The 25,073-nt window shown below is 73.8% G+C and carries 22 protein-coding genes; 7 read left to right on the top strand and 15 right to left on the bottom strand.

Features of this window, described 5'->3' with window-relative positions:
* Positions 1–55 precede the first annotated feature (55 nt).
* Positions 56–793, bottom strand: a complete 738-nt coding sequence (locus OG335_RS06675; RefSeq protein ID WP_405010078.1) for an SDR family oxidoreductase — start codon at positions 791–793, stop codon at positions 56–58.
* Between the two features lie 109 nt (positions 794–902).
* On the opposite strand from OG335_RS06675, the gene OG335_RS06680 reads away from it, so the two are divergent.
* The gene (locus OG335_RS06680; RefSeq protein WP_405010079.1) at positions 903–1,388 is read left to right on the top strand and encodes an RrF2 family transcriptional regulator; all 486 of its coding nucleotides are present in this window, start codon (positions 903–905) and stop codon (positions 1,386–1,388) included.
* Positions 1,389–1,551: 163 nt separating this feature from the next.
* On the opposite strand, the gene OG335_RS06685 is transcribed toward OG335_RS06680, so the two are convergent.
* The 3 genes from OG335_RS06685 to OG335_RS06695 form a co-directional block, all read right to left on the bottom strand.
* Positions 1,552–3,096 (bottom strand): ABC transporter substrate-binding protein, encoded by a 1,545-nt coding sequence (locus tag OG335_RS06685; protein WP_405010080.1) that lies wholly within the window; start codon positions 3,094–3,096, stop codon positions 1,552–1,554.
* 430 nt (positions 3,097–3,526) lie between these two features.
* Positions 3,527–4,048 carry a nuclear transport factor 2 family protein gene (locus OG335_RS06690; RefSeq protein WP_405010081.1) on the bottom strand — a complete coding sequence of 174 codons (522 nt, stop codon included), beginning with the start codon at positions 4,046–4,048 and terminating at the stop codon, positions 3,527–3,529.
* 782 nt (positions 4,049–4,830) lie between these two features.
* Positions 4,831–5,682 (bottom strand): TetR/AcrR family transcriptional regulator, encoded by an 852-nt coding sequence (locus OG335_RS06695; RefSeq protein ID WP_405010082.1) that lies wholly within the window; start codon positions 5,680–5,682, stop codon positions 4,831–4,833.
* 560 nt (positions 5,683–6,242) lie between these two features.
* Here OG335_RS06695 and acs point away from each other — a divergent pair.
* A complete protein-coding gene (gene acs, locus OG335_RS06700) occupies positions 6,243–8,252 on the top strand; it encodes an acetate--CoA ligase (protein WP_405010083.1) in 2,010 nt (669 codons plus the stop codon).
* Between the two features lie 123 nt (positions 8,253–8,375).
* On the opposite strand, the gene OG335_RS06705 is transcribed toward acs, so the two are convergent.
* Complete coding sequence (locus OG335_RS06705) at positions 8,376–9,053, bottom strand: GntR family transcriptional regulator (protein WP_405010084.1); 678 nt, start codon at positions 9,051–9,053, stop codon at positions 8,376–8,378.
* Positions 9,054–9,583: 530 nt separating this feature from the next.
* Here OG335_RS06705 and OG335_RS06710 point away from each other — a divergent pair.
* Positions 9,584–11,953 (top strand): SpoIIE family protein phosphatase, encoded by a 2,370-nt coding sequence (locus OG335_RS06710; RefSeq protein WP_405015323.1) that lies wholly within the window; start codon positions 9,584–9,586, stop codon positions 11,951–11,953.
* Between the two features lie 188 nt (positions 11,954–12,141).
* Here the strand turns inward: OG335_RS06710 and OG335_RS06715 are convergent, their stop codons facing one another.
* From OG335_RS06715 to OG335_RS06730, 4 genes are all read right to left on the bottom strand, one after another.
* Positions 12,142–13,254 (bottom strand): PP2C family protein-serine/threonine phosphatase, encoded by a 1,113-nt coding sequence (locus OG335_RS06715; RefSeq protein ID WP_405010085.1) that lies wholly within the window; start codon positions 13,252–13,254, stop codon positions 12,142–12,144.
* Between the two features lie 491 nt (positions 13,255–13,745).
* A complete protein-coding gene (locus OG335_RS06720; protein ID WP_405010086.1) occupies positions 13,746–14,123 on the bottom strand; it encodes a DUF3040 domain-containing protein in 378 nt (125 codons plus the stop codon).
* A gap of 142 nt (positions 14,124–14,265) precedes the next feature.
* Positions 14,266–15,693 (bottom strand): MFS transporter, encoded by a 1,428-nt coding sequence (locus OG335_RS06725; RefSeq protein ID WP_405010087.1) that lies wholly within the window; start codon positions 15,691–15,693, stop codon positions 14,266–14,268.
* A 52-nt stretch (positions 15,694–15,745) separates the two neighbouring features.
* Positions 15,746–15,919, bottom strand: coding sequence for a hypothetical protein (locus tag OG335_RS06730; protein ID WP_405010088.1), 174 nt, complete (start codon positions 15,917–15,919; stop codon positions 15,746–15,748).
* Positions 15,920–15,968: 49 nt separating this feature from the next.
* Here OG335_RS06730 and OG335_RS06735 point away from each other — a divergent pair, with 49 nt between their 5' ends.
* On the top strand, positions 15,969–16,583 hold the full coding sequence (locus tag OG335_RS06735) for a TetR/AcrR family transcriptional regulator (RefSeq protein WP_405010089.1): 615 nt from the start codon (positions 15,969–15,971) through the stop codon (positions 16,581–16,583).
* Between the two features lie 101 nt (positions 16,584–16,684).
* Here the strand turns inward: OG335_RS06735 and OG335_RS06740 are convergent, their stop codons facing one another.
* Both OG335_RS06740 and OG335_RS06745 read right to left on the bottom strand, forming a co-directional pair.
* Positions 16,685–17,641: a sigma-70 family RNA polymerase sigma factor gene (locus OG335_RS06740; RefSeq protein WP_405010090.1), complete on the bottom strand. Its 957-nt coding sequence runs from the start codon at positions 17,639–17,641 to the stop codon at positions 16,685–16,687.
* 103 nt (positions 17,642–17,744) lie between these two features.
* Positions 17,745–18,692 carry a zinc-binding alcohol dehydrogenase family protein gene (locus OG335_RS06745; RefSeq protein WP_405010091.1) on the bottom strand — a complete coding sequence of 316 codons (948 nt, stop codon included), beginning with the start codon at positions 18,690–18,692 and terminating at the stop codon, positions 17,745–17,747.
* Positions 18,693–18,781: 89 nt separating this feature from the next.
* On the opposite strand from OG335_RS06745, the gene OG335_RS06750 reads away from it, so the two are divergent.
* Together OG335_RS06750 and OG335_RS06755 are read left to right on the top strand one after the other, a co-directional pair.
* A complete protein-coding gene (locus tag OG335_RS06750) occupies positions 18,782–19,237 on the top strand; it encodes a MarR family winged helix-turn-helix transcriptional regulator (protein WP_405010092.1) in 456 nt (151 codons plus the stop codon).
* Between the two features lie 148 nt (positions 19,238–19,385).
* Complete coding sequence (locus OG335_RS06755) at positions 19,386–19,952, top strand: AAA family ATPase (protein ID WP_405010093.1); 567 nt, start codon at positions 19,386–19,388, stop codon at positions 19,950–19,952.
* A gap of 115 nt (positions 19,953–20,067) precedes the next feature.
* On the opposite strand, the gene OG335_RS06760 is transcribed toward OG335_RS06755, so the two are convergent.
* The 4 genes from OG335_RS06760 to OG335_RS06775 all read right to left on the bottom strand — a co-directional run bounded on the left by OG335_RS06760 (position 20,068) and on the right by OG335_RS06775 (position 23,708).
* Positions 20,068–20,568 (bottom strand): VOC family protein, encoded by a 501-nt coding sequence (locus OG335_RS06760; protein ID WP_405010094.1) that lies wholly within the window; start codon positions 20,566–20,568, stop codon positions 20,068–20,070.
* 230 nt (positions 20,569–20,798) lie between these two features.
* Complete coding sequence (locus OG335_RS06765) at positions 20,799–21,491, bottom strand: GntR family transcriptional regulator (RefSeq protein ID WP_405010095.1); 693 nt, start codon at positions 21,489–21,491, stop codon at positions 20,799–20,801.
* Between the two features lie 92 nt (positions 21,492–21,583).
* Positions 21,584–22,801 (bottom strand): aminotransferase class V-fold PLP-dependent enzyme, encoded by a 1,218-nt coding sequence (locus OG335_RS06770; protein ID WP_405010096.1) that lies wholly within the window; start codon positions 22,799–22,801, stop codon positions 21,584–21,586.
* A gap of 121 nt (positions 22,802–22,922) precedes the next feature.
* Complete coding sequence (locus OG335_RS06775) at positions 22,923–23,708, bottom strand: DeoR/GlpR family DNA-binding transcription regulator (protein ID WP_405010097.1); 786 nt, start codon at positions 23,706–23,708, stop codon at positions 22,923–22,925.
* Between the two features lie 476 nt (positions 23,709–24,184).
* Here OG335_RS06775 and OG335_RS06780 point away from each other — a divergent pair, with 476 nt between their 5' ends.
* The gene (locus tag OG335_RS06780) at positions 24,185–25,069 is read left to right on the top strand and encodes an SIS domain-containing protein (RefSeq protein WP_405010098.1); all 885 of its coding nucleotides are present in this window, start codon (positions 24,185–24,187) and stop codon (positions 25,067–25,069) included.
* Positions 25,070–25,073: the final 4 nt, after the last annotated feature.

Here is a 25,073-nt window from a genome sequence, read left to right on the forward strand (position 1 = left end):
CGCCGCTCCGGCCATTGACCGTCGACCGGTGAGGGCGGTGTTCAGCCGGTGGCGTTCAGCCGGTGGTGTTCAGCCAGTCCCGGTAGTGGGTGGGTGCCAGACGGGCGTCGGGCCCGGCGGTGAGCACGTCGCCGCGGACGGCGGCGAACAGGCCGGCCCGGTCGTCGGTGACGACGGGGCGCCCGTCGCCCCGGGCGGCCAGGGTGAGGCGCCCGAGCTCGTCCAGGGTGAACCGGTCGGGGCCCGCGACGTCGAGGACGCCGCCGAGGGGGGAGCCGGTGGCCACGTCCGCGAGGGCGGCGACCACGTCGGCGCTGGCGACGGGCTGGACCGGAGTGGCGGGCAGGCGGACGGCGCTGTCGTCGGAGGTCCAGGACATGGTGGGCTCCATGAACTCGAAGAACTGCGTGGCGCGGACGATCGAGTACGGGGTGGGGCCGCCGCGCAGCAGGTCCTCCTGGAGCACCTTGGCGCGGTAGTAGTCCAGCTCGGGGACCTGGTCCACCCCGACGATCGACAGGACGACCTGGTGCCGCACGCCGGCCCGCTCGCCCGCGTCGAGCAGGTTGCCGACGGTGGTGCGGAAGAAGGCGAGGGACTGCTCGTCGAAGGTCGGGCTGTTGGTCACGTTGACGACGGTGTGCGCGCCGGCGAGGGCTCCGTCGAGGCCGGCGCCGGTGAGCAGGTCGACGCCGGACGACAGCGACGCGGCGGTCACGTCGTGGCCCTGGCCCTCCAGCCGGGCGGCGAGCTGGGAGCCGATGAGTCCGGTGCCGATGACGGTGATCTTCATGGTGTGCCTTCCTCCGTGTGCCGGGTGCTCCCCCCGGCACGCAAACTCGGATACCTGATGTCCGAGACAATACTCGGATAGTCTATGTCCGGGTCAATCGGGAGGCGACATGAAACTGTCCGGCGGCGTCGAGTGGGCACTGCACTGCTGCGTGGTGCTGACGGCCGCCCGCGAACCGGTGCCGGCCGCCCGGCTGGCCGCCCTGCACGACGTGTCGCCCAGCTACATGGCCAAGCAGCTGCAGGCGCTCTCCCGCGCGGGCCTGGTGCGCTCGGTCCAGGGCAAGACCGGTGGCTACGCGATCACCAGGGAGGCCCACCGGATCACCCTCCTCGATGTGGTGCAGGCCGTCGACGGGGCGACCCCGGCATTCGTGTGCACCGAGATACGCCGGCGCGGCCCGTTCGCGACACCACCGGAGCAGTGCACCGAGCCGTGCCCCATCGCCCGGGCGATGGGAGCCGCCGACGCCGCATGGCGCGCCTCGCTCGCCGGGGTCACGATCGCCGACCTCGCCGCCTCCGTGGAGAGCGCCGGCGGGCCGGACGCGCTCCCGGGGATCGGCGCCTGGCTGAACGCGGGCACCGACCCGTAGCCCGTCGGCGGCCTCGGCCGAGCTGCCGGGCCGGGCCGGGCCAGTTCAGTCCGGGCCGGGCCGGGCCGGGCCAGGCCAGGCCACAGGGGAGTGCGCCCGGTCATCGGCCCCGGCACCCGCGCGGCGGTGCCGGAGCACCCGGCCGGGATCGGCTGACCCGGAGTCAGTCACCCTTCGCCGGTTGCCAGTTGTAGAGCCCGGGGCTGTAGCCGCCCTCCTGCATGCGGACGCTCGTGACCTTCGCCGGGTTGTAGAGCCACGTCACCGCGCTGGTGCCGATGCCGACGTACCAGGCCTGGTCGACCAGGCGCCCGGACATGGTGTGCAGGCCGTCCACCGCCTCGGAGCTGGTGGCGTCCTGGGCCTTCAGGCGCGCCTCGGTGAAGGCGGCGTCGGTGCTGCGGTAGGGGTTGCGGCGGCTGCGTTCGGCGAAGTTGTTGACGAGCGCGGTGTACGGCGGGGTGCCCTGGACGGGCACGATCACCGCGGGATAGATCTGGCTGGCCAGGCTCTCCAGGTACTCGTCGTACGGCTTCACGACGTCCTCCACCTTCACGCCGATCGCCGCCCACTGCGCGGCGACCGCCTGCAGGACGGCGTCACACTTGAAGCTCTGGGTGGACAGCACCGTCAGGGTGAAGCCGTTGGGGAAACCGGCCTGCGTGAGGAGTTGCTTCGCCTTCACGACGTCGTGGGGGTAGGTGTCGTCGAGTGCCGCGTCGTAGCCGGGGGCGCCGGGCGGGATGATCTGGACGGTGGGGCGTCCGGCACCGGCGAAGAACCGGGTGTTGACGGCGACGCGGTCGACGGCCGTGTTGAGGGCTCGTCTGACCCGTACGTCCCGAAGGGCGGGCACCCGGGATCCCCCGCGGTCCAGCAGGTTGACCAGGTACTGGACGTCCTGGCCCCGGACGGAGGCCGGCACGATCTGCCCGGCGCGCTGGAGGGCCGAGGAGGCGCCGGCGGCGACGTCGACCCGGCCGGCGGCGAGGGCCTCGTAGCCGGCGTCGATGTCGGGGATGACCTCGAAGACGGCCGTGTCGAAGGGGTAGGAGCCCTGGTCCCAGTAGCCCTTCCTGCGGTGGAAGACGTACCGGGTGCCGGGCTCGCTGCCGGCGGCGTCGTAGGTGTAGGGGCCGGAGCCGTCCATGGTGGTGGCCAGCGTCTCGGGGGTGACGAGGCGCTCGGGGTTGACGATCATGCCGGTGCAGCCCGCGAGCACGGCCGGCAGGTCCGGGTACGGCTGGTGCAGGGTGATGGCGACACGGGCCGGGCCCTCGACCGAGACCGACCGGACGGCTGCGGCGAAGTTCGCCGTGGCGGTGCCGGTCGAGGCGCCGGCCCGGTCCAGGTTCCGCTTGACCGCCTCGGCGTCCAGCGGCGTCCCGTCGGCGAACGTGACACCGGTACGCAGCTGGAGGGTGAACCTGACCGGGCTCTCGTAGCGCCAGGAGACGGCGAGGGCGGGCTGGAAGCCGCCGTCGGGCGCCTGCCGCAGCAGGGTGTCGTAGACGGCACCCAGGACGGTCTGGTCCTGGCCGCCGGTGCAGGAGTAGGGGTCGAGGTCGGACAGCGCGCTCGGTGAGGCGAGGGTGATCGTCCGGCCGTCCGATCCGGAGGTGGTGGCGTCGGGGCCGCTGCAGGCGCTGGAGGCCAGCGCCGTCGAGAGGCAGAACGCAGCCAGGAGTCTTCGGAACGCGGGCAGCATTGTTTCCTTTTTCCGAGCAGGTGGCGGGACCGCACCCACGGCGGCGGGTGGCGCCGGGCACGGCACGGCTCATCGGGTGCCGGCGCTCCGGGCGGGTGGTGCGGACGGGACGGCCCCGGCCGTCACGGGGTGGGCACGTCCGCGGACCGGGCCGTCGCCGGTGTCCCGGGCGGCGGAGGGTCCGGATTCCGGCGGCGCGGAGCGCCGACGGGGAGGCGGGGGTCAGGAGGGCGGCGGGGAGGCGGGGGTCAGGAGGGCGGCGGGTCCGCCGCGTTCGCGGGCGCCGGCGGGGGCTTCCCCGACGGTGCGGTGGCCTGCCCGCTTCCGGGGTCTCGCGGTCACCCGCGAGGAGGAGCGTGCCGCCGTCCCCCGGGCACGGGCCGCCGGGACGTCCTGCGGCGCCGGCCCCGGGGGGACGCGGTCTCCGTGCCTACGTCGCCGAGATCGCGTTCAGGAAGGCGACTCGCCCCGCCTCGCTGTGCTCGCGCAGCACGTTCGTGTGCATGTCGGGGTGGTGTTCGGCGTTGGGCTCGGGGACCAGCGGGTTGCCGGTCCAGGACATCAGCCGGCAGACACGGTGCTGGATGCGCCACCCGCCGTCGGTCCGGACGAGCTCGTCGTCGTACCAGCCCGTGCCCTGCCAGGACGGGCCGCCGTCGGCCGAGTCGCGCACGAGGAGCCAGTTGCCGTAGCTGAAGGCGTTGGCCCTGTCGCCGTCGACGTGCACCACGTGGCCCATCATCGTGTGCTGGTGGCTGTCGAGCCCCTCGTGGAACTCGGCGAAGGAGCGCTTGAACTCGGCGAGCCCCTTCCACGCGGCACCGGCCGGACCGAACTCCGCCGTCACGTCCTCCGTGAACACCCGGTCGAACAGGTCCCATCGGTGGGCGTCGAGTGCGAGACCGTAGAGGTTCAGGACCTCGATGACGGCAGCCTTGTCCAGGTCAGACATGATTGCGCTCCTCTTCTGACGAACTCGCCAGTGGGTGGGGACCCCCGCTCGCAGCGGAGGCGTTCGTTCATCGCGTCACATTCGCACCGGCGACGCCCCCCTGACGGAGGCGACACGGGGTCGGGGCGGGAGGTGCGTCCGCGGAGGAGCACCGCTCCTCCGTACCGGTCGGGCACGCCGCGCGGCTCCACGGCGTGTGGCCGCGGAGGCACGTGTCGGCGTGCCCGCGGCATCCGTCCGGAGTCGACCGGCGGGTGACGGCGCCGGCGGTCCGTCCACCTCGTCCGTCCGGCATCCGGATCGTCTCCCGTCGCGCCGCCGACGGCACCGGGCCGACGGACGAGGTGGCGGACTTGGGCATCATCATCAGGAGTCACGGAAAGGATGTCAACACTTTGCGTCGAGTTGGGCGGCCATTGTCCCGATCGTCACCCTGGTCGCCGCCCAGGTCGGCGCGGAGTCACCGGGACGGCTGGATACCCCTCCCCGGGCCCGATCTCGACTCCTCAACCTCTCCACCTGCGGGTCCGTCCGGAAGGACAAGGCCACCGGAGGCGCGCGTACGGGCGGGTCGACGCAGGGCCCTCCCGGCGCCCGACCGGCCAAGCCCGGCGGGCCGGACCAAAATGTTGACAGTTTGCGGCAGCTGCTCCTACGGTTCCCCTCGCGGCCGACCTCGCCGCCACCACCACACCACCACGACCACGCACCGGCCCACGACGACCCCGGGCAGGGGGCGGCCGCCTCGCGTGCCCCGCCCGCGAGGCGCGCGAGGCGGCCGCTCAGCCCTCGGACTGCCCCCGTCGGCCGCCGTCGCCCGCCGCAGGCACCGCGACGGCATGGAGGAAGGCGTGCGTGAACGTCTCGACGGCCTCCTCCTTGGTGGGCAGGTCGGCCCCGGCGAACCGGCTCGTGACGGGACGCAGCAGGAAGTGCAGGAAGACCGGACCGGTCATCTGCTGGATGAGCAGCATCGGGGAGAGGTCCCGGATGCGGCCGGCCGCGGCCTCCCCGGCGAGCCACTGCCCGAGGCCGGCCAGCAGCCGGGGCGTGAGGCTCTGGAAGGCGAGCTGGACGTTCTCGTCCCCGGGGCGGGCGAAGACCTCGGCCAGGAGGGCCGGCAGCACGCGCGGCTCGCGTTCCAGGGCGTCGGCCAGGAGCCGGTAGAGGCGGCGGACGGTGTCCTCCAGGTCGCCGTGCGGCGCGGCCAGGAACGTCTCGACGTCGACGATGGGGCTGTACCGGTCGAACACCGCACGGAGGAGTTCGTCACGCCCGCCGAAGGTGACGTAGAGGCTGGGCACGGAGCACTCGGCCGCGGCCGCCACGCGCTCGAACGTGACCGTGCCCAGTCCGTGCTCGCTGATCAGGGTGCCCGTGGCCTCGATCGCGCGCTCGCGGACCGGCTTGCGCCCTCCGGGTTCGACGCCCGCGGCGCGCAGCGCCTCGTCCAGGGCGAGCCGGGTGCCGCCCAGCCGGCGGAGCAGGGTGCTGCGGGAGATCCCGGCCTCGTGCGCGATGTCGCGCAGCGTCACGTCGGCCACGGGCACCCGGCGTGCGTGCGCGGCCCGCAGGGTGGCGTCGATGATCGCCTGGGGAACGTGACCGCTCGACGGCTCCGTGGCACTTGACATGATCGGCAATTTACTCTGTACGCGAGTTCCGGTCCACCGGGCCGCGCGCCGCCGGGCCACACGCTGCCGGGGCGGACCCCGCAGGTCACGGGCGTCCGGCTCCCGCCGAGGCCCTGCCGTCGGCCGTCCCCACCCCTCCGCCGGTCAACGGGCACGATACCGCGCGACGTGTGGCGTACGACACGGATTCGCCGGAGAGGGGCAGGCCCTCCCGGGGGAGCCGTCTCCGGAGCATCCGATGTCTGGACTGAAACTCGATTACAAAGTAAATTAACCAACATGTCACGCATCAGAGATGGCAGGAGGCCATGTCCCCCGCGCGAGAGCGGGGAGCCGGCCTCGCCGTCCACGGGCGGGCACGGGGTTCCCGTGGCCACGCGGCCCTGCGTGACGTCCGCCGACCAGGCCGGGACCTCCCGCAGCGCCCCGCAGCGTCGTCCGGGCGGCGCCGTGTGCGCCCCGGACGACGCGCTGCGCGCCGCCGCAGGGCCGGGCAGACCGCGGTCCCTGCATCGCGCAGGACGACCCGGGCAGGGACTTGAGGGAAGAAGAGGGTAGATATGTCTGCATCACGGGACGGCGGAGCAGCCGGTGTCGGCGCCTCGATCGCCGGCACGGGGAAGCCGGGGCCGCGGTTCGCTCCCCCGGCCGATCTGGCGGCGGCCGCCAACGTCACGGCCGGGGCGTACGGGCAGGCTTCGGAGGACCGGCTGGCCTTCTGGGCGGAGCAGGCACGCCGCCTCACCTGGTCCACCGAACCGACCCGGACCCTGGACTGGTCGAACCCGCCGTTCGCCACCTGGTTCGCCGACGGCACCCTGAACGTCGCCTACAACTGCGTCGACCGCCACGTCGAAGCAGGCAACGGCGACCGCGTCGCCCTCCACTTCGAGGGCGAACCCGGCGACAGCCGCGCCATCACCTACGCCCAGCTCAAGGACGAGGTCTCCCGCGCCGCCAACGCCCTGCTCGAACTCGGCATCCGCAAGGGCGACCGCGTCGCGATCTACCTCCCCATGATCCCCGAAGCCGTCATCGCCATGCTCGCCTGCGCCCGCATCGGCGCCACCCACTCCGTCGTCTTCGGCGGCTTCTCCGCCGACGCCGTCGCCTCCCGCATCCAGGACGCCGACGCCACCCTCGTCATCACCGCCGACGGCGGCCACCGCCGGGGCAAGCCCACCGCCCTCAAACCCGCCATCGACGAAGCACTCACCACCTGCCCCCGCGTCGAACACGTCCTGGTCGTACGCCGCACCGGCCAGGACACCGCATGGACCGAGGGCCGCGACCTCTGGTGGCACGAAACCGTCGACCGCCAGCCCACCCACCACACCCCCCAGCCCCACGAAGCCGAACACCCCCTCTTCATCCTCTACACCAGCGGCACCACCGGAAAACCCAAGGGCATCCTCCACACCACCGGCGGCTACCTCACCCAGACCGCCTACACCCACCACGCCGTCTTCGACCTCAAACCCGACACCGACGTCTACTGGTGCACCGCGGACATCGGCTGGGTCACCGGACACTCCTACATCGTCTACGGCCCCCTCGCCAACGGCGCCACCCAGGTCATCTACGAAGGCACCCCCGACACCCCCCACCAGGGCCGCTTCTGGGAAATCATCCAGAAATACGGCGTCACCATCCTCTACACCGCCCCCACCGCGATCCGCACCTTCATGAAGTGGGGCGACGACATCCCCGCCCAGTACGACCTCTCCAGCCTGCGCGTCCTGGGATCGGTCGGAGAACCCATCAACCCCGAAGCATGGATCTGGTACCGGGAACACATCGGCGCCGGCAAGACCCCCATCGTCGACACCTGGTGGCAGACCGAGACCGGCGCAATGATGATCAGCCCCCTGCCCGGCGTCACCACCACCAAACCCGGCTCCGCCCAACGCGCCCTGCCCGGCATCACCGCCACCGTCGTCGACGACGACGCCAACGAAGTACCCGACGGCGCCGGCGGCTACCTCGTCCTCACCGAACCCTGGCCCTCCATGCTCCGCACCATCTGGGGCGACGACCAGCGCTACATCGACACCTACTGGTCCCGCTTCCCCGGCCGCTACTTCGCCGGCGACGGCGCCAAGAAGGACGACGACGGCGACATCTGGCTCCTCGGCCGCGTCGACGACGTCATGCTCGTCTCCGGCCACAACATCTCCACCACCGAAGTCGAATCCGCCCTCGTCGGCCACCCCAAGGTCGCCGAATCCGCCGTCGTCGGCGCCACCGACCCCACCACCGGCCAGGCCATCGTCGCCTTCGTCATCCTCCGCACCACCACCAACCCCACCAACCCCACCAACACCGACACCACCGACGCCGCCCTCGTCGACGAACTCCGCACCCACGTCGCCCGCACCCTCGGCCCCATCGCCAAACCCAAGCGCATCCTCGTCGTCAACGAACTCCCCAAGACCCGCTCCGGCAAAATCATGCGCCGCCTCCTGCGCGACATCGCCGAAAACCGCGAGATCGGCGACACCACCACCCTCGCCGACTCCTCCGTCATGAACCTCATCCAAGCCCAACTCCCCACCACCCCCCAGGACTGACCACCACCGACCTGCCCGGACACGGCTCCGCCCGGCACGGCCGGGCCGTGTCCGGGCGGATCCGGTCCGCCGGCCGGAGGTGGAGGGTGGAGGTGGAAGGTGGAAAAGGACGACGCGGTGCGGCTACCTGCCGTAGGCGGTGGCGAGGGCCTTGCGGACACGTACCGGTTCGTACGTGGGCGAGGCCATCGAGAGGACGACGAGGGCGGTCCGGCCGAGGTGCGCAGCCAGGGCGTGGGCGGCGGCGTTTGCGTCGCGTGTTGTGACCGCTTGGGCGATCGTGCGGTGCTGTTCGCTTGTGCCGGCCTGCCATTCGAGGGGGTTCCAGGAGACGAAGGCCAGGCGGTAGCGGGTGGCGTGGTCCGACAGGAGGGCGAGTTCGCGTTCCATGCGCGGGCCCGACGGGTGGACCAGGGCGCGGTGGAATTCCTCGTGTGGGCACTCCCACTGCTCGACGTCCCCGGCACGCGCCTTGTCGTCCATCTCCAGCAGCAGCTGGTCCAGCCGTTGCAGGTGTTCCTCGGTCATCCGCGGCACGGCGATTCCGATCGCCAGCGACTCCAGGGTGATCCGCATGGCGTAGAGCTCGTCGAGGTCCTCGTCGCTGAAGGCCGCCACCCGCGCGCGGTGCTGGGACTCCTGCTGGACGAAGCCCTCGCGCTGCAGAATCCGCAACGCCTCCCGCAACGGGCCCCGGCTCACCCCGAGCTGCCGGGCCAGCTCGACCTGCGACAACGGATCACCCGCCCGCAGCCGACCGTGCATGATCGCACGCCGCAGCGTGTGATGGGCCCTGCTCACCTCGTCGGGATGCGCCGACTTGTCCGCCACCTCAACTGACAGTGCTGTCATCGCACGCCGGCCTCTCACGTTTTCCCACAGGATTCCCGGCAGCCCCCCGAACCGCACGAACGGACTGCACGGACGGACTGCACCCCCACCGTATCCGACGCCGCCGGCGACTCTGCCGACACTTTCACCGGCACCCCCGACCGACCCGCGCCGCAACCCGGCCCTCGACGCCGAACCCAGGCGCGCGAGAAGGACCCGACTCCTTCGAAGTGGCCGCAAAGTGTTGACAGTGCGCCCGGGCCCTGCACGGTCCCGCCCTGCCCTCCTCCGGCGGTCCGGCAGTGGTCCCCGCCACCGCGGGCCGGCGGCCCGGCCGGACAGAACGCCCTCGGCGGACTCGTGCACCGACTCGACCACCGGCACGACCTCCGGCACGAACAGCCGAGCCGGAGGTGCGCGTATCAGGGAGAATCAGTCGTAACCGGGACAGGGAAGGGCCTCGCACGGCAAGCACGACACCACAGGCGGTGAGCAGCACGATGAGTGCCTTCTCCACCAGCGACGACGGCGTTCTCGCCGATGTCGCGGCTGCCCTGGTCGATGCCCGCGGTGTCGTGCTGTGGTGCTCCCCGGCGGCCGCCGGCCTGCTGGACCGCCCGGCCGGCGGGATCCGCGGCCGCTCGGTCCTGCGGCTGTTCGCCGACCCGGCCGAGCGCCCCACGGCCCTCCCCGCCGCGGGCGACACTCCCGGCACCCGCACGGCCCGGCTGACCGGCGGGTCGGGACGGGCGGTGGCCGTCCGGTACCGCGTCCTGCCCACGGCATCCCCTGCCCGCTTCCTCGTCCTGGCCGTCGCCGCCGACCGGGACGCCCGGGCGGAGGAGGGAACCGCCCTGCTGCGCGCCCTGCTGGCCCAGGACGGCATCGGGTTCGTCCTGCGTGACACCGAACTCGCCATCGTGCGCAGCAATCTCGACGCCGCCGCCTTCGAGGGCCTGCCGTTCGCGACCGGCAGCCGCCTGCCCGAAGGGGTGCAGGCGCAGGACGCCGTGAAGGCCGAGACCGCCCTGCGCGACCTGCTGGAGACCGGTGAGCCGGTGGTGGCCCGCGAGCTGCGGGCCACCACGCGCGGCAACCCGGCCAAGGAGTGGTCGTTCTCGGTGTCCGCCCTCCGGCTGGAGAACGCCCGCGGCCGGCCCGCGGGGGTCGCCGTGATGTTCACCGACGCCACGGCGCACTTCGAGGCGGCCCGCCGCCTGGAGCTGCGCCACCGGGTGTCCACCGCGATCGGACGTTCGCTGGATGTCGGCAGGACCGCCCAGGACATCGCCGACGTCCTGGTGCCCGCCTTCGGCGACCTGGCCTGGATCGACCTCGCCGAGCCCGTAATGGTCGGCGACGACCCGCCGAAGGCCCACGGCGGAGGCGACCTGCACCTGCGCCGCGCCGCCGTGCGCACCGCGCACGGCGACTGGCCCGCGAACCTCTTCCCGGAGGGAGCGGTCATCCCCCCGTTCCCCGACAGCCCGCTGATCCGGCTGTTCCAGGAGGGCCGCGCGGTCGTCGCCGACCGGGCGGACCTGGAGCGCGCACTCACCGACCCCGTCTTCCTCCGCGCGGCCGCACCCGACGCGGGACACTCCCTCGCCGTCGCCCCGCTGTTCGCCCGCGGCGTGGTGCTGGGCGTCGCCGGCGTCTGGCGCACCGAGCGCCCCGAACCGTTCGACCGGCGGGACACGGAGCTGCTGACCGAGATCGCCGCGCACGCCGCGCTCGCCGTCGACAACGCCCGCCGCTACACCCGCGAGCACCGCGCCGCCGCCGCCCTCCAGCAACGCCTCCTCCCGCGCGCCACCACCCGCACCGCCACCCTGGAGACCGCCGGCCACTACCTTCCCGCCGCGGGCGGCGCCGAGATCGGCGGCGACTGGTTCGACGTGATCGCCCTGCCCTCGCTGCGCACGGCCCTGGTCGTCGGGGACGTCACCGGCCACGGTCTGCACGCCACCGCCACCATGGGCAGGCTCCGCACCGCCGTCCAGACCCTCGCCGACCTCGAACTCGCCCCCGACGAACTGCTCACCCACCTCGACGGCCTGGTGGCCCGCCTCGCCGCCGAGGCCGACCCGGCCCACCGCGACACGATCGGCGCGACCTGCCTGGTGGTGGTCCACGACCCGGTGGCCGGCCAGTGCACCCTGGCCTCCGCGGGCCACCCGCCACCGCTCCTCGCTGCCCCGGACGGCGTCGCCGCGCCGGTGCCGGTACGCCCCGGCCCCCCGCTCGGCGTGGGCGGCCTGCCCTTCGAGACGACCACCGTCGACCTCCGTCCCGGCAGCCTCCTCGCCCTCTACACCGACGGCCTCACCGCGCGCCACGGCAGCGACGTCGACCGCATCGCCACCCGGCTGACCGACCTCCGCCGCTCCGAGCGGTCCCTGAACGCACTGGGCCGCGCCCTCGTCGCCGAAGGGGCGCACCTGCCGGTCCGTGACGACACCGTCCTGCTGCTCGCACGCACCGACGCCCTGAGGGCCGGGGCCCTCGCCCACTGGGAGTTCCCGGCCGACCCCGCGGCGGTCGCCACCGCCCGGTCCGTCGCCGCCGTGAAACTCGCCGAGTGGGACCTGGACGAACTCGCCTTCACCACCGAACTGATCGTCAGCGAGCTCGTCACCAACGCCATCCGCTACGCCGGCGGCCCCGTCGGGCTGCGCCTCATCCGCGACACCGTGCTCGTCTGCGAGGTCAGCGACCCCAGCAACACCCAGCCCCGGCTGCGCCGTGCCCGCACCACCGACGAGGGCGGCCGCGGGCTCTTCCTGATCGCCCAGCTCGCCGGCCGGTGGGGCAGCCGGTACGGCGTCAGCGGCAAGACCATCTGGGCCGAACAGGCACTCCCGACCTGAACCGCCCCCGGCCCGAACCACCCCCGGCCTGCGCGGGGCGCGTGTCGCCCCACGCGTCGCCGCCCGGGCGGGCGAGTCGCAGTGCGGAAGCGGTGGGCCACAGCTCGTCGGGCGCCGTGACGGTCACCCGCAGCCGTCCGGCCCGGACCCGGGCGCTGGTGCAGCCCGCGTACCTGCGGGCCGCGGGCTCAGGCCACCCGCTCCGCCCGCGGGTGGCCTGCCGGACGCGGTGCCCGTACGGGAGGGGCGTGCTGGTAGAGGAGGAACGCGGAGTCGTCGGTCAGCGGGGCCCGGGTGTGGCGGGCGACGTCCCGCCGCAGACCGGCGAGCGCCTCGTCCGGGTCGGGTTCGGCCAGCGCGGCGCCGGCGCGGTCGAGCACCGGGTAGAACTCCCCCGCGGCGTCGCGTGCCTCGGTGAGGCCGTCCGTGTGGAAGAGGATCCGGTCGCCAGCCTCCAGGGTGGTCCGGTGGCGGCCGGGCCCGGTGTCCGTCAGGCCGTCGAGGCCCAGGGGCGGGCCGGGGCGGTGCGGTTCGGCCGTCTCCAGCAGTCCGTCGCCGCGGCGGACCAGCGGCGCGGGGTGTCCGTGGTTCAGGAGCTCGACGGACCCGTCGGCCGCGATCTCGGCGAGGACGGCGGTCACGAAGCGGTCGTTCTCGGTACGCCGGCCCAGGGCCCGTTCGATGCGCCGGCCCACGTCGTCGAGGCCGTCGGCGTAGGGCGCGGCCTCGCGGAACGCCGCGAGGACGACCGCGGTCGTACGGACCGCGGGAAGGCCCTTGCCCTGGACGTCGGCCACGATGATCCGCACGCTGCCGTCCGCGAGCGGCAGCGCCTCGTACAGGTCCCCGCCGATCCTGGCCTCGTTGGCCGCCGAGGTGTACGACACCGCGAGCCTGCCGCCGCGCGTCCGTGCGGGCACCGGGCCGAGCAGCACCTGCTGCACGGTGTCCGCGACCGCTCTGACGTCGGTGAGTTCCTTCTCGGTGCGCAGGCGCAGCGTCGCCACGAACCAGGAGGCGACCGCGACGACGACGATCGCGGTGAGCGCCACCAGGAACCGGGTGCTGCCGAACCGGTCGTGCTGGACGGCCGTGACGGCGCACAGGCCGACGGCGATCGCGGTGGCGGAGGCGACCCGGAGGCGGGGGCCGGCTGCCGCGGCGAGGGCCGGTCCGACCGCGAAGAGCGGCAGCAGGGAGGTGTCCTGCCAGGTCATGTGGTCCGCCAGGACGACCGCGCACATCGCGGCGACCGGCAGCCAGCGGTAGAAGCTGCTCGTGGCCCAGTCGGAGTTCCTCACGCGATGTCCTCCCTCTCCCGTCCCCGGGGCAGCGGCGCACGACGGCGGACCCGCAGCACCGGGGCGGATCGCGATCCCGGGCGACGGGCGCGGCACGCGAAGCCGACGGTCGGAGGACCCGCGGCGCATGCGTGCTCACCGCCCAGAATACCGGGCCGGGCGGTGCGGATCCCGGGTCGGAGGTCCCGGTGCACGGGGACCTCCGGCCCGCGGAGGGGCAGAGGGACGACGGGCCGGACGGACGGACGGACGGTGACGGCGCCGCAGCGGGGGCGGCCCGTCCCCGCGTCCGGTCCGGCGCGGTGTCAGGGGGCCTGGTGTCAGGGGGCGGTGAGGCTGACCTCGACGGCGGTGCTCGTGCCCCGGCTGTTGACGCGGCGACAGGTGACCATCGCGTCCAGGTACACCGGCCGCGGCACCAGCGCCCGCCGCACCCCCGCGAGCGGGGCCGCCGAGGTGGCCGTACGGCTGCGCTCCTCCGCCCGTACGGGCTACGGGTGCAGCCACCGGGAGCGCAGGACGCCCCGGATCTCCTTCGCGCTCCCCTGCGCGGACCGCGCCGCGCCGGTTCCGCCGGTTCCGCGCTCCGCGGTGCTCGGCGGGTAGGTGACGAGCGCACAGCCCACCACGCAGCCCGCGGCCGCGGTGCTCGCCACGGCGAGCACCCACCACATGGCCGGGACGTGGGTCGTCGCACCCACCACTGCGGCCGCCGCCCCCACCGCGACGAGCACGGCCGCGGCGGCGGCCAACCCGCCCGTCCGCCGCCACCACGGGGCCACGCCCCGGGCGAGCCGGCGGGCCAGGCGCCTGTCCCGGCCCAACTCGCGTTCGATCTCCGCCAGTACCTGCCGTTCCCGAGCCGACATCATCCGTCGCCACCTCCGCCGCCACCGCGTGACCGTCTCCGACGTTCGGCGCCTGCCCCGCCGTGGCGGGCCTCACACCCGGTGGCGGACGGGAGCCGCGCGCCGTTCCCCGCAGCCTTCGTGGCGCACTGTCAGGTGGGTGTCAGGCGGGCTCGGGGACCGTCCCGGCGGCGGCGGGTGCGTTCGCCCGGCCGTTCGCGCCGCGCCGGGCGCGGGCGATCCCCCAGCCGACGAGTGCCGCGGCGACGGCGGTGAGGGCGAGGCCCGCGATCGTGACGGCGTCCCGGAACTCCGTGGTCTGCTGCGGGGTCCAGTTCGACGTGGCGACGGTGCCGGTGAACAGCGCCGCGAGGACGGTGCCGGTGACGGCGATGCCGACGCCGGAGGTGACCTCGGTGGCCGTGTCGACGAGGGCGGCGCCGATCGTGGTCCGGTTCTTCGGCAGGCCGCGGAGCACGTTGACCCCGGCGACGACGCCGACCACGCGCATCCCGGCGGCGACGAGCACGAGGGCGACGGCGACCCACACGTATCCGTAGCGGCTCAGCAGGCCGTAGACGGCGAGTCCGAGCACGACCGCCGCGGCGCTGAGCCAGGCGGCCCGGTCGAGCCCGACCCGTCGCACGAACGGGCCCACGAACGCGCCGCCCGCGACGAGGACGACGACCTGCGGCAGCATGCCCACGGCGGCGAGGCCGGGGGTCCATCCCCAGTCGAGCTGCAGTTGCAGCGTCGCCAGGTAGCCGAGGCCGGCGGTCGCCAGCCCGGCCGCGGCCTTGAACGCCAGGCCGCTCGACACCAGGGGGTGCGCGACGAGGGCGAGGTCGAGGAGCGGGTGGCGTGCCGAACGCTCGCGGAGGACGAAGAGGACCGCCCCCAGCCCGGCGGCCGCCGTGGCCGCCCACGGGACCCACGATCCGGCGCCCTCGTCGACGAACAGCGTCGGTGCGACGAGCGCCGGCACGATCGTCGCGGTGACCAGCACCGCGCCGGCGACGTCGACCGGGTCGCGGTGGAGGTCAGCCGCGAGGTCCGGCGCGATGCCGAACCGCACGCCGATGATCGCGAGCACCGCGATCGGCACGTTCACCAGCAGCAGGACCTGCCACGGCGCGACCACGAGCACGAAGCCGCCCACGGTCGGGCCGATCGCGAGGCCGACCAGCCCGACGGTCGTGATGAGGGTGGTCGCACGGACGCGGAGGCCGTCCTCGTCGAACAGCCGGAAGGCCAGCGCCATCGATCCCGGTGTCGTCATGGCGGCGGCGACCCCCAGCGCCACGCGGACGGCGATCAGTTGCTCCGCGGTGGAGACGAGGGCGGTCGCCAGGCTCGCCGCGCCGAGCAGGACGAGCCCGACGAGCATGATCCGTCGCCGGCCGAACCGGTCGGCCACGGCACCGAACGCGAGCATCAGCCCGCCGAAGACGACCGCGTACGCACCCGTCGCCCACTGCAGCTCGGTCGTCGAGGCGTGCAGTTCGCGTCCGATCGTGGGCAGTGCGACGTTGAGGATCGAGTTGTCGAGCATCTCGAAGAGGAACACCGCGGAGAGTCCCGCCAGGGCCACCCACGCCTCCCGCAGCAATCGGGGGGAACCAGGGGGCCGACCTGCCGTTTCCTCAGACACCGGGCGCTCCCTTCGCGTCGTGGTCCCGCGCCGGGGCCGGCTGCCCGCGGCGGTCGGTCACATCGGCGGGGGCAGTCGGGGCGGCGCGTACGGCGGCGGCCGGGGCGGCGCGTACGGCGGCGGCAGCCGCCCCGGCGACAATGACCGTGGTCTGTTCGTAGGACATGCCACTAAGTTACGTGACTAAGTTTAGTTACACAAGGAAGTGAGATCGGATGCCCAGGACCGGAGAGCGGGGCGGGCCCCAGACGCGCGCGAAGATCTCGCAGGCCGCGACGCGACTGTTCCTCGAACGCGGGTTCGACGCGGTCACCGTCGCCGAGGTCGCACGGGAGGCCGGCGTGTCGAGCGTGACGGTCTTCAAGCACTTCCCGCGCAAGGAGGACCTCTTCCTGGACCGCTCGGTCGACGCGGTCGAACTCCTGCGCTCGGCGGTGCACGACCGCGCCCCGGGCGTCGACGTGCAGGCGTCCCTGCGCGAGGCGGTCCTCCGCCTCGTCGACACCCGCCACCCGCTCTCGGGCGTCGACGGCCGATCCGCCCCCTTCTTCCGGACCGTCGCGGCGTCACCCGCACTGATCGCCCGCGCACGGGAGATCGCCGCCGACCTCCAGCGGACCCTCACCGAGGAACTCACCCACGATCCGGCCTTCGAGGGCGACGGGACCCTGCTCGCCGCCTTCTTCGTCGCCGGCTACAGCACCGTGCTGGTGGAGACCGCCCGCCGCCTCACCGCGGGAGAGCCGCCGGACGCCGTGGTGGACGACCACCGCGCACGCACCGAGCGACTGTTCGACGCACTCCGCGGCGGAGTCCCACCCCGACCGTGAGGGCGGGGCGGCACCACGTGGCACCACGCGCCGCGCCCGGGCCGGAACACCCGGACGGCAGGAGGCCCGTGCGCCAGGGCACCGGTGGGCACCGCCGGTGCTCACCGCGCCCGGCGCACCTCGCCGGCGGGAGGCCCGCCGGGCAGCCCGAAGGCGTCGAGGACGCGCGGGTCGGTGAACACGACGTTGCACGCGACCCGGCCCGCCGCGACGGTGAGGACCTGCAGGCTGTGCAGCCGGTGTCCACCGCCGGGCTCCGGTGCGTAAGCGGCGAGCGCGGGCTGCCCGTTGGCGGTGAGCTCCCGCACGGCCCAGCCCGTCCCCCGCAGCCGGAACACCCGCTCCAGGAACAGGCCGTAGTCGCGGCGGCCGCGGTACCACAGCGGCACCGGCGGCATCTCCAGGACCGCGTCGTCGGCCAGCAGCCGCACCAGCGCGGGCACGTCCGCCGCCTCGAACGCCCGCACGTACCGCTGCACCACGGCCCGCACCTCGGGATCGTCCGGCTCGGTGACCGTACCGGCGTCCCCCACCCGGGCGAGGGCCGAACGCGCCCGCTGAAGTGCGCTGTTGACCGCTGCGACCGTGGTCCCCAACTGCTCGGCGACCTCGGCCGCGGAGAACGCCAGCACCTCACGCAACACCAGCACCGCCCGCTGCCGCGCCGGCAGCACCTGCACCGCCGCCACCCACGCGAGCCGTAGGTCGGCCCGCACCTCCGTGTCGAACCGCGCGTCGGGGAACGGCTCCATCCAGGGCACGTCGAGTGCCGGCACCAGCGGCGCCCCGAGGTCGTCGCCGGGCGCCCCCAGCCCGGACGGCAAAGGCCGCAGCCCGCGGCCGTCGAGCGCGGTCAGGCACACGTTGGTCGCGATCCGGTAGAGCCAGGTCCGCAGCGACGCCCGCGCCGGGTCGTACCGGTCACGGGCCTTCCAGGCGCGCAGCATCGTCTCCTGCACCAGGTCCTCGGCCTCGTGGAACGAACCCAGCATCCGGTAGCAGAACGCCACCAGCTCACCCCGGTACTGTTCGAAGTCCACCGGCCCATCATGCCGCACCCGCACCGCGGTTCGGGCTCTCGGCCTCCGGACACCGCCCCCGTCGACCGGTCGGGACCGGCGCCGCCCGGATCGGCCTGCCGGGCGGGGTCGGTGGCCGTGGTCACCGGACGCGGAGGATGCTCTTCCCGCAGGTGGCACCGGTCGCCAGGTTGTCGATGGCGGTGCCCGCGTCCGCGAGCTCGTGCTCGGCGGTGATGTCGACGCGTACCGTGCCGTTCGCCACGAGTGCCAGGGCGCGGGTGGCGGCGGCGGCCAGCCGGGCGGGGGCGGTGCGGCTCAGGAGGTTGCTGTTGTAGGTCATGAGGGACTGCCCGTTCATGAGCAGGTCGTTCGTCGAGACGGCGACCGGTTCGAAGGTGGCGATGTTGCCGTAGACCGCGAGTCGGCCGTGCGGTGCCAGGTGTGCCAGGTTCGCGAGCCGGGTCGCGCCCCCGACGGGGTCGAGGATCACGTCGAAGGTCTCCTCGCCGAGGGCTCCGGGGAACTCCTGACGGGCCAGCACCCGGTCGTACCCGAACCGGCGGGCGTAGTCGGCCCGGTCGGCGCTGCCGGCCACGCCGACGATGCGCCGGGCCCCCGAGGCGGCGGCGAACTGCGCCGCCAGGGTGCCGACCCCGCCGGATGCGGCGTGGATCAGCACGCTGTCCCCGGGGCCGGTCCCGGTGACGGTGTTGATCAGGTCGTAGGCGGTCGGGGCGACCCACCCGGCTCCGGCCGCGGTCCGCGGGTCGACGTTCTCCGCGCCGATCGCGAGTGCGGCCGGCACCACCACGACCTGCGCGTAGCCGCCCCCGCCGACGAGCGCGACGACCTGCTCGCCGATGCGGCTCCCGTCCACACCGTCGCCGACCGCGGCGATCCGGCCGGCCGCCTCGAAGCCGGGCACGAACGGTCGCGGGACGGGGAAGTGCCCGTCCCGCACCAGCACGTCACCCCACTGCACTCCCGCGTAGGCGACCCGGACGGCCACCTCGCCGGGCCCGGGCACCGGCTCGGCGACCTCGGTCAGGCGGAAGTGGTCGTCGGCACCCAGGACAACAGCCTTCATGGCATTCAACTTTCTGCGTCGACTCAGTAACCTGATACTGACGACCGTAGTGAGTATCAGATAGTTGAGTCAAGTAAGAAGGTTGAGACATGGCCGAGGTGCCCGTCGAGGAATACCTGTGCACGCGCATCCGCCGCGCCGAGCAGGCGCTGATGGCCCACCACGAAGCGGTGCTGCGCACCTACGGGCTGACCATGACCCAGTACGCGGCGCTCCTCGCCCTCTCCCGCACGGACGGCCGCTCCGGCGCCCAGCTCGCCCGCGCCTGCGGCGTCTCCCAGCAGAGCATGGCCACCGTCCTGAACGGCATGCAGACCAAGGGGCTCATCGACCGCAACGCCTCCGCGACCCACGCGAAGGTCATGATCACCACCCTCACCGACACCGGCCGCGGCCTGCTCGACCGCGCCTACCAGGAGATCATCGTGCTGGAACGCGCCCTGACCGAGCGCTTCGACGCCGACGAGCACCGCCGGTTCTGCGAGTTCCTCGACCGCGCCACCGCCACCCTCGTCGAGCAGACACCGGCCGCTCCGACCCGCTGACGCCGGCACGGACGCCGGGTTCCGCCGCTCGGTGCAGCGGTCGTGCCGACCGTTCCCGGTGCCGTCGGGCCGCCGTTCGCGCGGATGCCGTTCGCGCTGAAGCCGTTCACGCCGAGGTCGTTCGTGCCGTGCGGTCTACGATCGCCGCATGGTGACCGTACTGGTGAACGGACTTCCGGCCGCGGGGAAGACCACCCTCGCTCGGGCCCTGGCCCAGGAGTTGGGACTGCCGCTGTTCAGCAAGGACTCGATCAAGGAGACCCTGGCCGACGTGCTCGGGGTGGAACCCGCGGCCGGCACCACCGCACGCGAGTGGAGCAACGACCTGGGCCGCGCCGCGGCGGAGACGCTGTGGACGCTGCTGGCGCACGCGCCCGACGGCGCCGTGCTGGAGAGCCCGTGGCCGGGCCGTGCACGGAAGTTCGCGATCGCGGGACTTGCCCGAGCCGGTGTGGCCGAGGTCCAGGAGGTCTGGTGCGACGTGCCGTTGGAGGTCGTGCGGCACCGTTTCGCCGCGCGGGCCGCGAGCAGGCACCCCGTGCACCTCGACGGCCACCCGGATTCCGACGAGCAGTGGGAGTCGTGGAGCCGCACGGCCGGACCACTGGGCCTCGGGCCGGTGCACCACGTCGACACGACCCGCCCGGTGGACGTTCCGCTGCTCGCGCGGCACATCAGGGAGACCGGCGGCGAAGGCCGCGCGGTCGTCCCGTAGGCAACGGGCCCGGCACACCCCGGGCCCGCGGCTCGGCCTGTCGGTACCGGCCCCGCGCCCGCGGCGGCGTCACCGGGCGGGAGCGCGGGCCGCCGGGCGCGGGCGGTGACGCGCCCTACGAGGACGCGCCCGTCCCGCCGCCGTCGGCGTAGGCGTCCTCCAGCACTCGGATGTCGATCTTCCGCATCTGCAGCATCGCCCGCATCACCCGCTGGGCCCCGACCCGGTCAGGGGCGCCGAGCAGCTCGATCAGCCGCCGGGGGGTGATCTGCCAGGACAGCCCGTAGCGGTCCTTCAGCCAGCCGCAGTCGCTCTCCTGCCCGCCGTCGGTGAGAGCGGCCCAGAGCCGGTCGACCTCCGCCTGGTCGTCGCAGCCGACCTGGAGCGAGACCGCCTCGGTGAACGGGAACAACGGGCCGCCGTTGAGCGCGACGTACTGCTGCCCGGCGAGCTCGAACGCCACCGTCATCACCGAGCCCGCCTCGCCGGGACCCACCTCCCCGTACCGCTGCACCTCGGTGATCCGGGATCCCGGGAACAGCGAGGTGTAGAACCGCGCCGCCTCCTCGGCCTGGTCGTCGAACCACAGGAAGGTGGTGATCTTCTGCTCCGGCATGGCGTCCTCCCACTCCTCGGGTCCCCCCGACGACGGTAGGCCCCCTCCTCCGCACGCGCACCGCGCACCACGGCCCCGCACCCCGGCTTCCCCGGCGCTGCGCGAAGCCGCCCGAATCGGTGACCGGCAAGCAGGCGAGCGCACGTGATCGCGGCCGTGGACGGCGTCGACGGCGGCTCGGGAAGGGTCGGGAAGGGTCGGGGGCGGAAGCATCCGGCGCGGGCGGACGGCTACCGGGTGCCGTCCTCGTCCCCGTCGTCCGGGCCGGTCGCCCGGAGCGAGCGGACGTGGCCGAGATGACGGGCCATGCACGCCTCGGCGGCCTCGGCGTCGCCCGCGATCATCAGATCGAGGAGTTCGAGGTGCTCCTCGGCCGAACGCACCAGTTCACCGCGCCGGTCGAGCCGCCGGAGGCCGTACAACCGGGAGCGCTTGCGCAGCTCGCCGACGGTCTCCACCAGTCGGGCGTTCCCGGCCAGGGCGATCAGTCCGAGGTGGAAACGCCGGTCGGCCTCCAGACAGGCGATCAGGTCGCGGGCCCGGGCGGCGACGACGATCGCCGCGGCCGCGCCGCCCAGCGCCTCCAGCTGCTCGCGGGTGGCCGTCCGGGTGACCCGCCCGACGGTGGGGACCTCGATCAGCGCCCGGATCTCGGTGAACTCGTCGAGATCGCGGTCACTGAGCTCGGTGACCCGGAAACCCTTGTTGCGGACGGCCTCGACCAGGCCCTCACGGGTGAGGTCGAGCATCGCCTCGCGGACCGGGGTGGCGGAGACCCCGAAGTCGACGGCGAGCGCGGGCGCCGAGTACACGACCCCGGGGCGCAGCTCGCCGGAGATCAGGGCCGCGCGCAGCGCGTGCGCGACCTGGTCGCGCAGCCGCTCCTGGACGGTGATGACGGCGCGGGGCTCGGGCTCCGCCATGGTGTGCCTCCAGGGTGTGCGGGGCACAGAATACAGTGCCGGGTTCCGCCGGACCGGCTTCGTCCGACACGGCGTCCCGGGCCCCGGCCGCGCTACGCGCCGCTGCGGGCGGTGCGCGCCCACGCGCCGAGCACGGGTACGCAGTGCTCGGCGAAGTGCTCGAAGTCGGCCGCGGTGTTGTAGACGTGGGTCGACAGCCGGACGTAGCCGACACCGCCGAAGCTGGTGAAGGCGGCTTCGACACCGAGCTCCGCCGCGAACCGGTCGCGCAGGGCGTCTGCCTCGGCGCGGGTGCCCGCCAGGCCGGCGGGGAGCCGGACCAGCCGCAGGGCGTTCACCGGCATGCCGACGTCGACCGCGGCACACTCGCCGGTCAGCTCCGCGAAGGCCTCGCCGACGATCCGCTCGGCGTAGTCGGCCAGGTCGTGCATGTAGCCGCGGGCGGCCTTCCATCCCCAGGTCTGTTCGACGAAGTCCAGTGCGGCGGGGGCGGCGAGGTAGCCGGTGGCATCGAGCGTGCCCTGGGTGTCGAAGCGTTCGGGGAAGGGCTCCCCGGCCCCCCAGGAGTCGATCAACGGGTGGAGCTCGTGCCGGAGTTCGCTGCGGACCACCAGCGCCGAGGCGCCGCGCGGGGCGCAGCCGAACTTGTGCAGGTTGCCCACCCAGGCGTCGAACTCCAGCCCGGCCAGGGGGTCCTCGGCCAGGCCCGGCACGTGGGCGCCGTCGACCAGGAGCGGGATGTCCCGCGCGCGGGCGGCCGCACCGATCTGCGCGACGGGCATCCAGCGGGCGGTCGCCGAGGTGATGTGGTCGAGGACGATCAGCGCGGTCCGGTCGGTGATGCCGGCGAGCACCGCGGCGCAGGCCTGCTCGGCGGTGGCGTCGAGCGGTACCCGTGCCGTCCGCACGCTGCCGCCCCAGCGGCGGGCCAGCCGTTCGGCGCCCATGGTGACCGCGCCGTAGCCGTGGTCGGTCACGAGGATCTCCCCGCCGGGCCGGGCCGGCAGGTTGCCGTAGACGACGCTGGCCCCACCGCTGGCGTTGGGCACGAGGGCGAGATCGGCCGCGTCGACCCGCAGGAAGTCGGCGACCGTCGCCCGGGCGGCCGCGACGCGCTGCGCCAGGCCCGGGAACCAGAGCACCGGTGCGCGCTCCATCTCGGTGCGCAGCCGCTGCTGTTCCTGCTGTGCCGCCCGCGGGACGGCGCCGAAGGACCCGTGGTTGAGGTGCTTCAGGGCGGGATCCAGCGTCCAGGCGTGCGCGGCGGGCGAGCCGTCCGGCAGCAGCAGCGGCTGTGGTGCGGTCCTCATGCCGTCTCCGTTCGGGGGTGGTTCTGCGGCCGGCGGTGTCGGGGCAGGGCGGGGGCGGGCCGGTGGCCGTCCGGCTCGTGGGGTCGCCGGCCTCGTGCCGGCGGGCTGCGCGGACCCGGGGTCACACGCAGTGGACCTCCGTGCCCTGGGCGACGAACTGCTCGATGACCTCGTCCGGGGCGTCCTTGTCGGTGACGAGGACGGAGAACTCGTGGACGGCGCAGACCTGGGCGAAGGCGCGGCGGCCGATCTTCGTCGCGTCGGCGACGACGATCACCTTGTCCGCCCGCAGCGCCATGGCGCGGTTGGCGCTGGCCTCGCCCTCGTCGTGGGTGGCGGCGCCGTTCTTGGGGTCGACGGCGTTGACGCCCAGGATGGCGAAGTCCAGCGCGATGCCCTGGAGCACCATGGTGGCCATCGGGCCGGTCAGCTCGTAGGAGTTCGGGCGGGCCACTCCCCCGGTGACCACGGTCTTCACGTACGGCCGGACGGCCAGCTCGTTGGCGATGTTGATCGCGTTGGTGACGACGGTCAGCGCCGTGCCGCCGGTGTGCTCCGCCAGGTCGGCACGGGTCGCGAGCTCGCGTGCGACCTCCGACGTGGTGGTGCCGCCGTTGAGGCCGACCACCGCACCGGGCGGGATCAGCGCGGCGGCGGCCTTCGCGATCCTCAGTTTCTCGTCCGCACGGCGCGCGGTCTTGTAGCGGAGCGGCAGGTCGTACGCGACACCGCTCAGCACCGCGCCGCCACGGGTGCGCACCAGCAGCTGCTGGTTGGCGAGCTCGTCCATGTCGCGACGCACGGTCGCCGCGGAGACCTTGAGCAGCTCGACGGCCTCGCCGACCTCGATCCGTCCCTTGTCCCCGAGGATCTCCAGCAGACGCGTCCACCTCTCGTGCGTCCCCATGGCCTCTCCTTACGTGTCGTGTCGGCATGTGAAGCGTATCGCGGACAAGGTGACGGAACCGCCAGACTATGTGCTCCTTTTTGATCGAATGAGCTATATGTCATCATGTTCGATCAGGTGCGCAGAGGCGGGTCCGGCTCCCCCGAGGCCGGGCGCGGATCGGAGCCGGGCGGCCGACACCCCCGGACGCGTCGAATCCGCCGGCACCGCAGGCATCCCGCGGTCGGCGGCCGGACGGCCGGGAACCCCCCGCCGCACCCGGCGCCGCCGCCGTACCCGGCACCGCCGCCACGCCCCGCCCGCCGGTCCGCTCCGGCCCGAACCCGGGGCGGCCACCCGCCCCGCCCCGCTTCGACCTCCACGGAGGCGCGCCGCGACACGTTCGAGCACCGGCGGCTATCCATGAATGCTCACAGATGATTGAATAGCGCAATCAAGCATCAGATTCGATCAAGCAGTCACCATGGAGGCCCTGCATGACGTACGTCGAGACCGAGATCGCCAGCCAGCCGGACTGCTGGCGCCGCGCGGCGGCCCTCGCGGCGACCCGGCAGGACGTCCTCCCCGCGCACGGCGAGCGGGTCGCGATCGTCGGCTGCGGGACGTCCCTGTACATGGGCCAGGCGTACGCCGCGCTGCGGGAGTCGGGCGGGCAGGGGGTGACCGACGCGTTCGCCGCCTCCGAGTTCCCGTCGGCCCGCGCCTACGACCGGGTGATCGCACTGACCCGGTCGGGCACCACGACCGAGGTCCTGGACGTGGTCGCGGCCCTGCGGGGCACGGTCCGGACGGTCGCCGTCACCGCGGACCCGAACACTCCCGTGAGGTCCCTGGCCGACGACCTCGTCGTGCTGGACTTCGCCGACGAGCGGTCGGTCGTCCAGACCCGGTTCGCCACCACCGCCCTGACGCTCCTGCGCGCGCACCTGGGCCTGCACACCGAGGCGGTCGAGCAGGACGGACGGCGCGCCCTGGCCGAGCCGCTGCCCGCCGGGCTGGTCGACCGCACCCAGTTCACGTTCCTCGGGCGCGGCTGGACCGTCGGCCTGGCCAACGAGGCCGGACTGAAGATGCGCGAGGCGGCCCTCGCCTGGACCGAGGCGTACCCCGCCATGGAGTACCGGCACGGGCCGATCAGCATCGCGGCGCCCACCACCGTGACCTGGATGCTCGGCGAGGCGCCGGCCGGGCTGGCCCGGCAGATACAGGCGACCGGTGCGCGCTGGGTGGCGGGCGCGCTCGACCCGCTGGCCGAGCTGGTGCGGGTGCACCGCCTCGCCGTGGCGGTCGCCGAGGCCAAGGGCCTCGACCCGGACCGGCCGCGCAACCTGACGCGATCCGTGATCCTCGCCGACGCCTGACCCC

Origin of the sequence: Kitasatospora sp. NBC_01539 (assembly GCF_045040525.1) — a bacterium.
Classification (GTDB): domain Bacteria; phylum Actinomycetota; class Actinomycetes; order Streptomycetales; family Streptomycetaceae; genus Kitasatospora.

What these genes read in the sequence shown, in the direction of transcription:
- OG335_RS06675 (WP_405010078.1), bottom strand. Translation starts at nt 793, where the DNA reads ATGAAGATCACCGTCATCGGCACCGGACTCATCGGCTCCCAGCTCGCC.
- OG335_RS06680 (WP_405010079.1), top strand. Translation starts at nt 903, where the DNA reads ATGAAACTGTCCGGCGGCGTCGAGTGGGCACTGCACTGCTGCGTGGTG.
- OG335_RS06685 (WP_405010080.1), bottom strand. Translation starts at nt 3,096, where the DNA reads ATGCTGCCCGCGTTCCGAAGACTCCTGGCTGCGTTCTGCCTCTCGACG.
- OG335_RS06690 (WP_405010081.1), bottom strand. Translation starts at nt 4,048, where the DNA reads ATGTCTGACCTGGACAAGGCTGCCGTCATCGAGGTCCTGAACCTCTAC.
- OG335_RS06695 (WP_405010082.1), bottom strand. Translation starts at nt 5,682, where the DNA reads ATGTCAAGTGCCACGGAGCCGTCGAGCGGTCACGTTCCCCAGGCGATC.
- acs (WP_405010083.1), top strand. Translation starts at nt 6,243, where the DNA reads ATGTCTGCATCACGGGACGGCGGAGCAGCCGGTGTCGGCGCCTCGATC.
- OG335_RS06710 (WP_405015323.1), top strand. Translation starts at nt 9,584, where the DNA reads ATGAGTGCCTTCTCCACCAGCGACGACGGCGTTCTCGCCGATGTCGCG.
- OG335_RS06720 (WP_405010086.1), bottom strand. Translation starts at nt 14,123, where the DNA reads ATGTCGGCTCGGGAACGGCAGGTACTGGCGGAGATCGAACGCGAGTTG.
- OG335_RS06730 (WP_405010088.1), bottom strand. Translation starts at nt 15,919, where the DNA reads ATGTCCTACGAACAGACCACGGTCATTGTCGCCGGGGCGGCTGCCGCC.
- OG335_RS06735 (WP_405010089.1), top strand. Translation starts at nt 15,969, where the DNA reads ATGCCCAGGACCGGAGAGCGGGGCGGGCCCCAGACGCGCGCGAAGATC.
- OG335_RS06745 (WP_405010091.1), bottom strand. Translation starts at nt 18,692, where the DNA reads ATGAAGGCTGTTGTCCTGGGTGCCGACGACCACTTCCGCCTGACCGAG.
- OG335_RS06750 (WP_405010092.1), top strand. Translation starts at nt 18,782, where the DNA reads ATGGCCGAGGTGCCCGTCGAGGAATACCTGTGCACGCGCATCCGCCGC.
- OG335_RS06755 (WP_405010093.1), top strand. Translation starts at nt 19,386, where the DNA reads ATGGTGACCGTACTGGTGAACGGACTTCCGGCCGCGGGGAAGACCACC.
- OG335_RS06760 (WP_405010094.1), bottom strand. Translation starts at nt 20,568, where the DNA reads ATGCCGGAGCAGAAGATCACCACCTTCCTGTGGTTCGACGACCAGGCC.
- OG335_RS06765 (WP_405010095.1), bottom strand. Translation starts at nt 21,491, where the DNA reads ATGGCGGAGCCCGAGCCCCGCGCCGTCATCACCGTCCAGGAGCGGCTG.
- OG335_RS06770 (WP_405010096.1), bottom strand. Translation starts at nt 22,801, where the DNA reads ATGAGGACCGCACCACAGCCGCTGCTGCTGCCGGACGGCTCGCCCGCC.
- OG335_RS06775 (WP_405010097.1), bottom strand. Translation starts at nt 23,708, where the DNA reads ATGGGGACGCACGAGAGGTGGACGCGTCTGCTGGAGATCCTCGGGGAC.
- OG335_RS06780 (WP_405010098.1), top strand. Translation starts at nt 24,185, where the DNA reads ATGACGTACGTCGAGACCGAGATCGCCAGCCAGCCGGACTGCTGGCGC.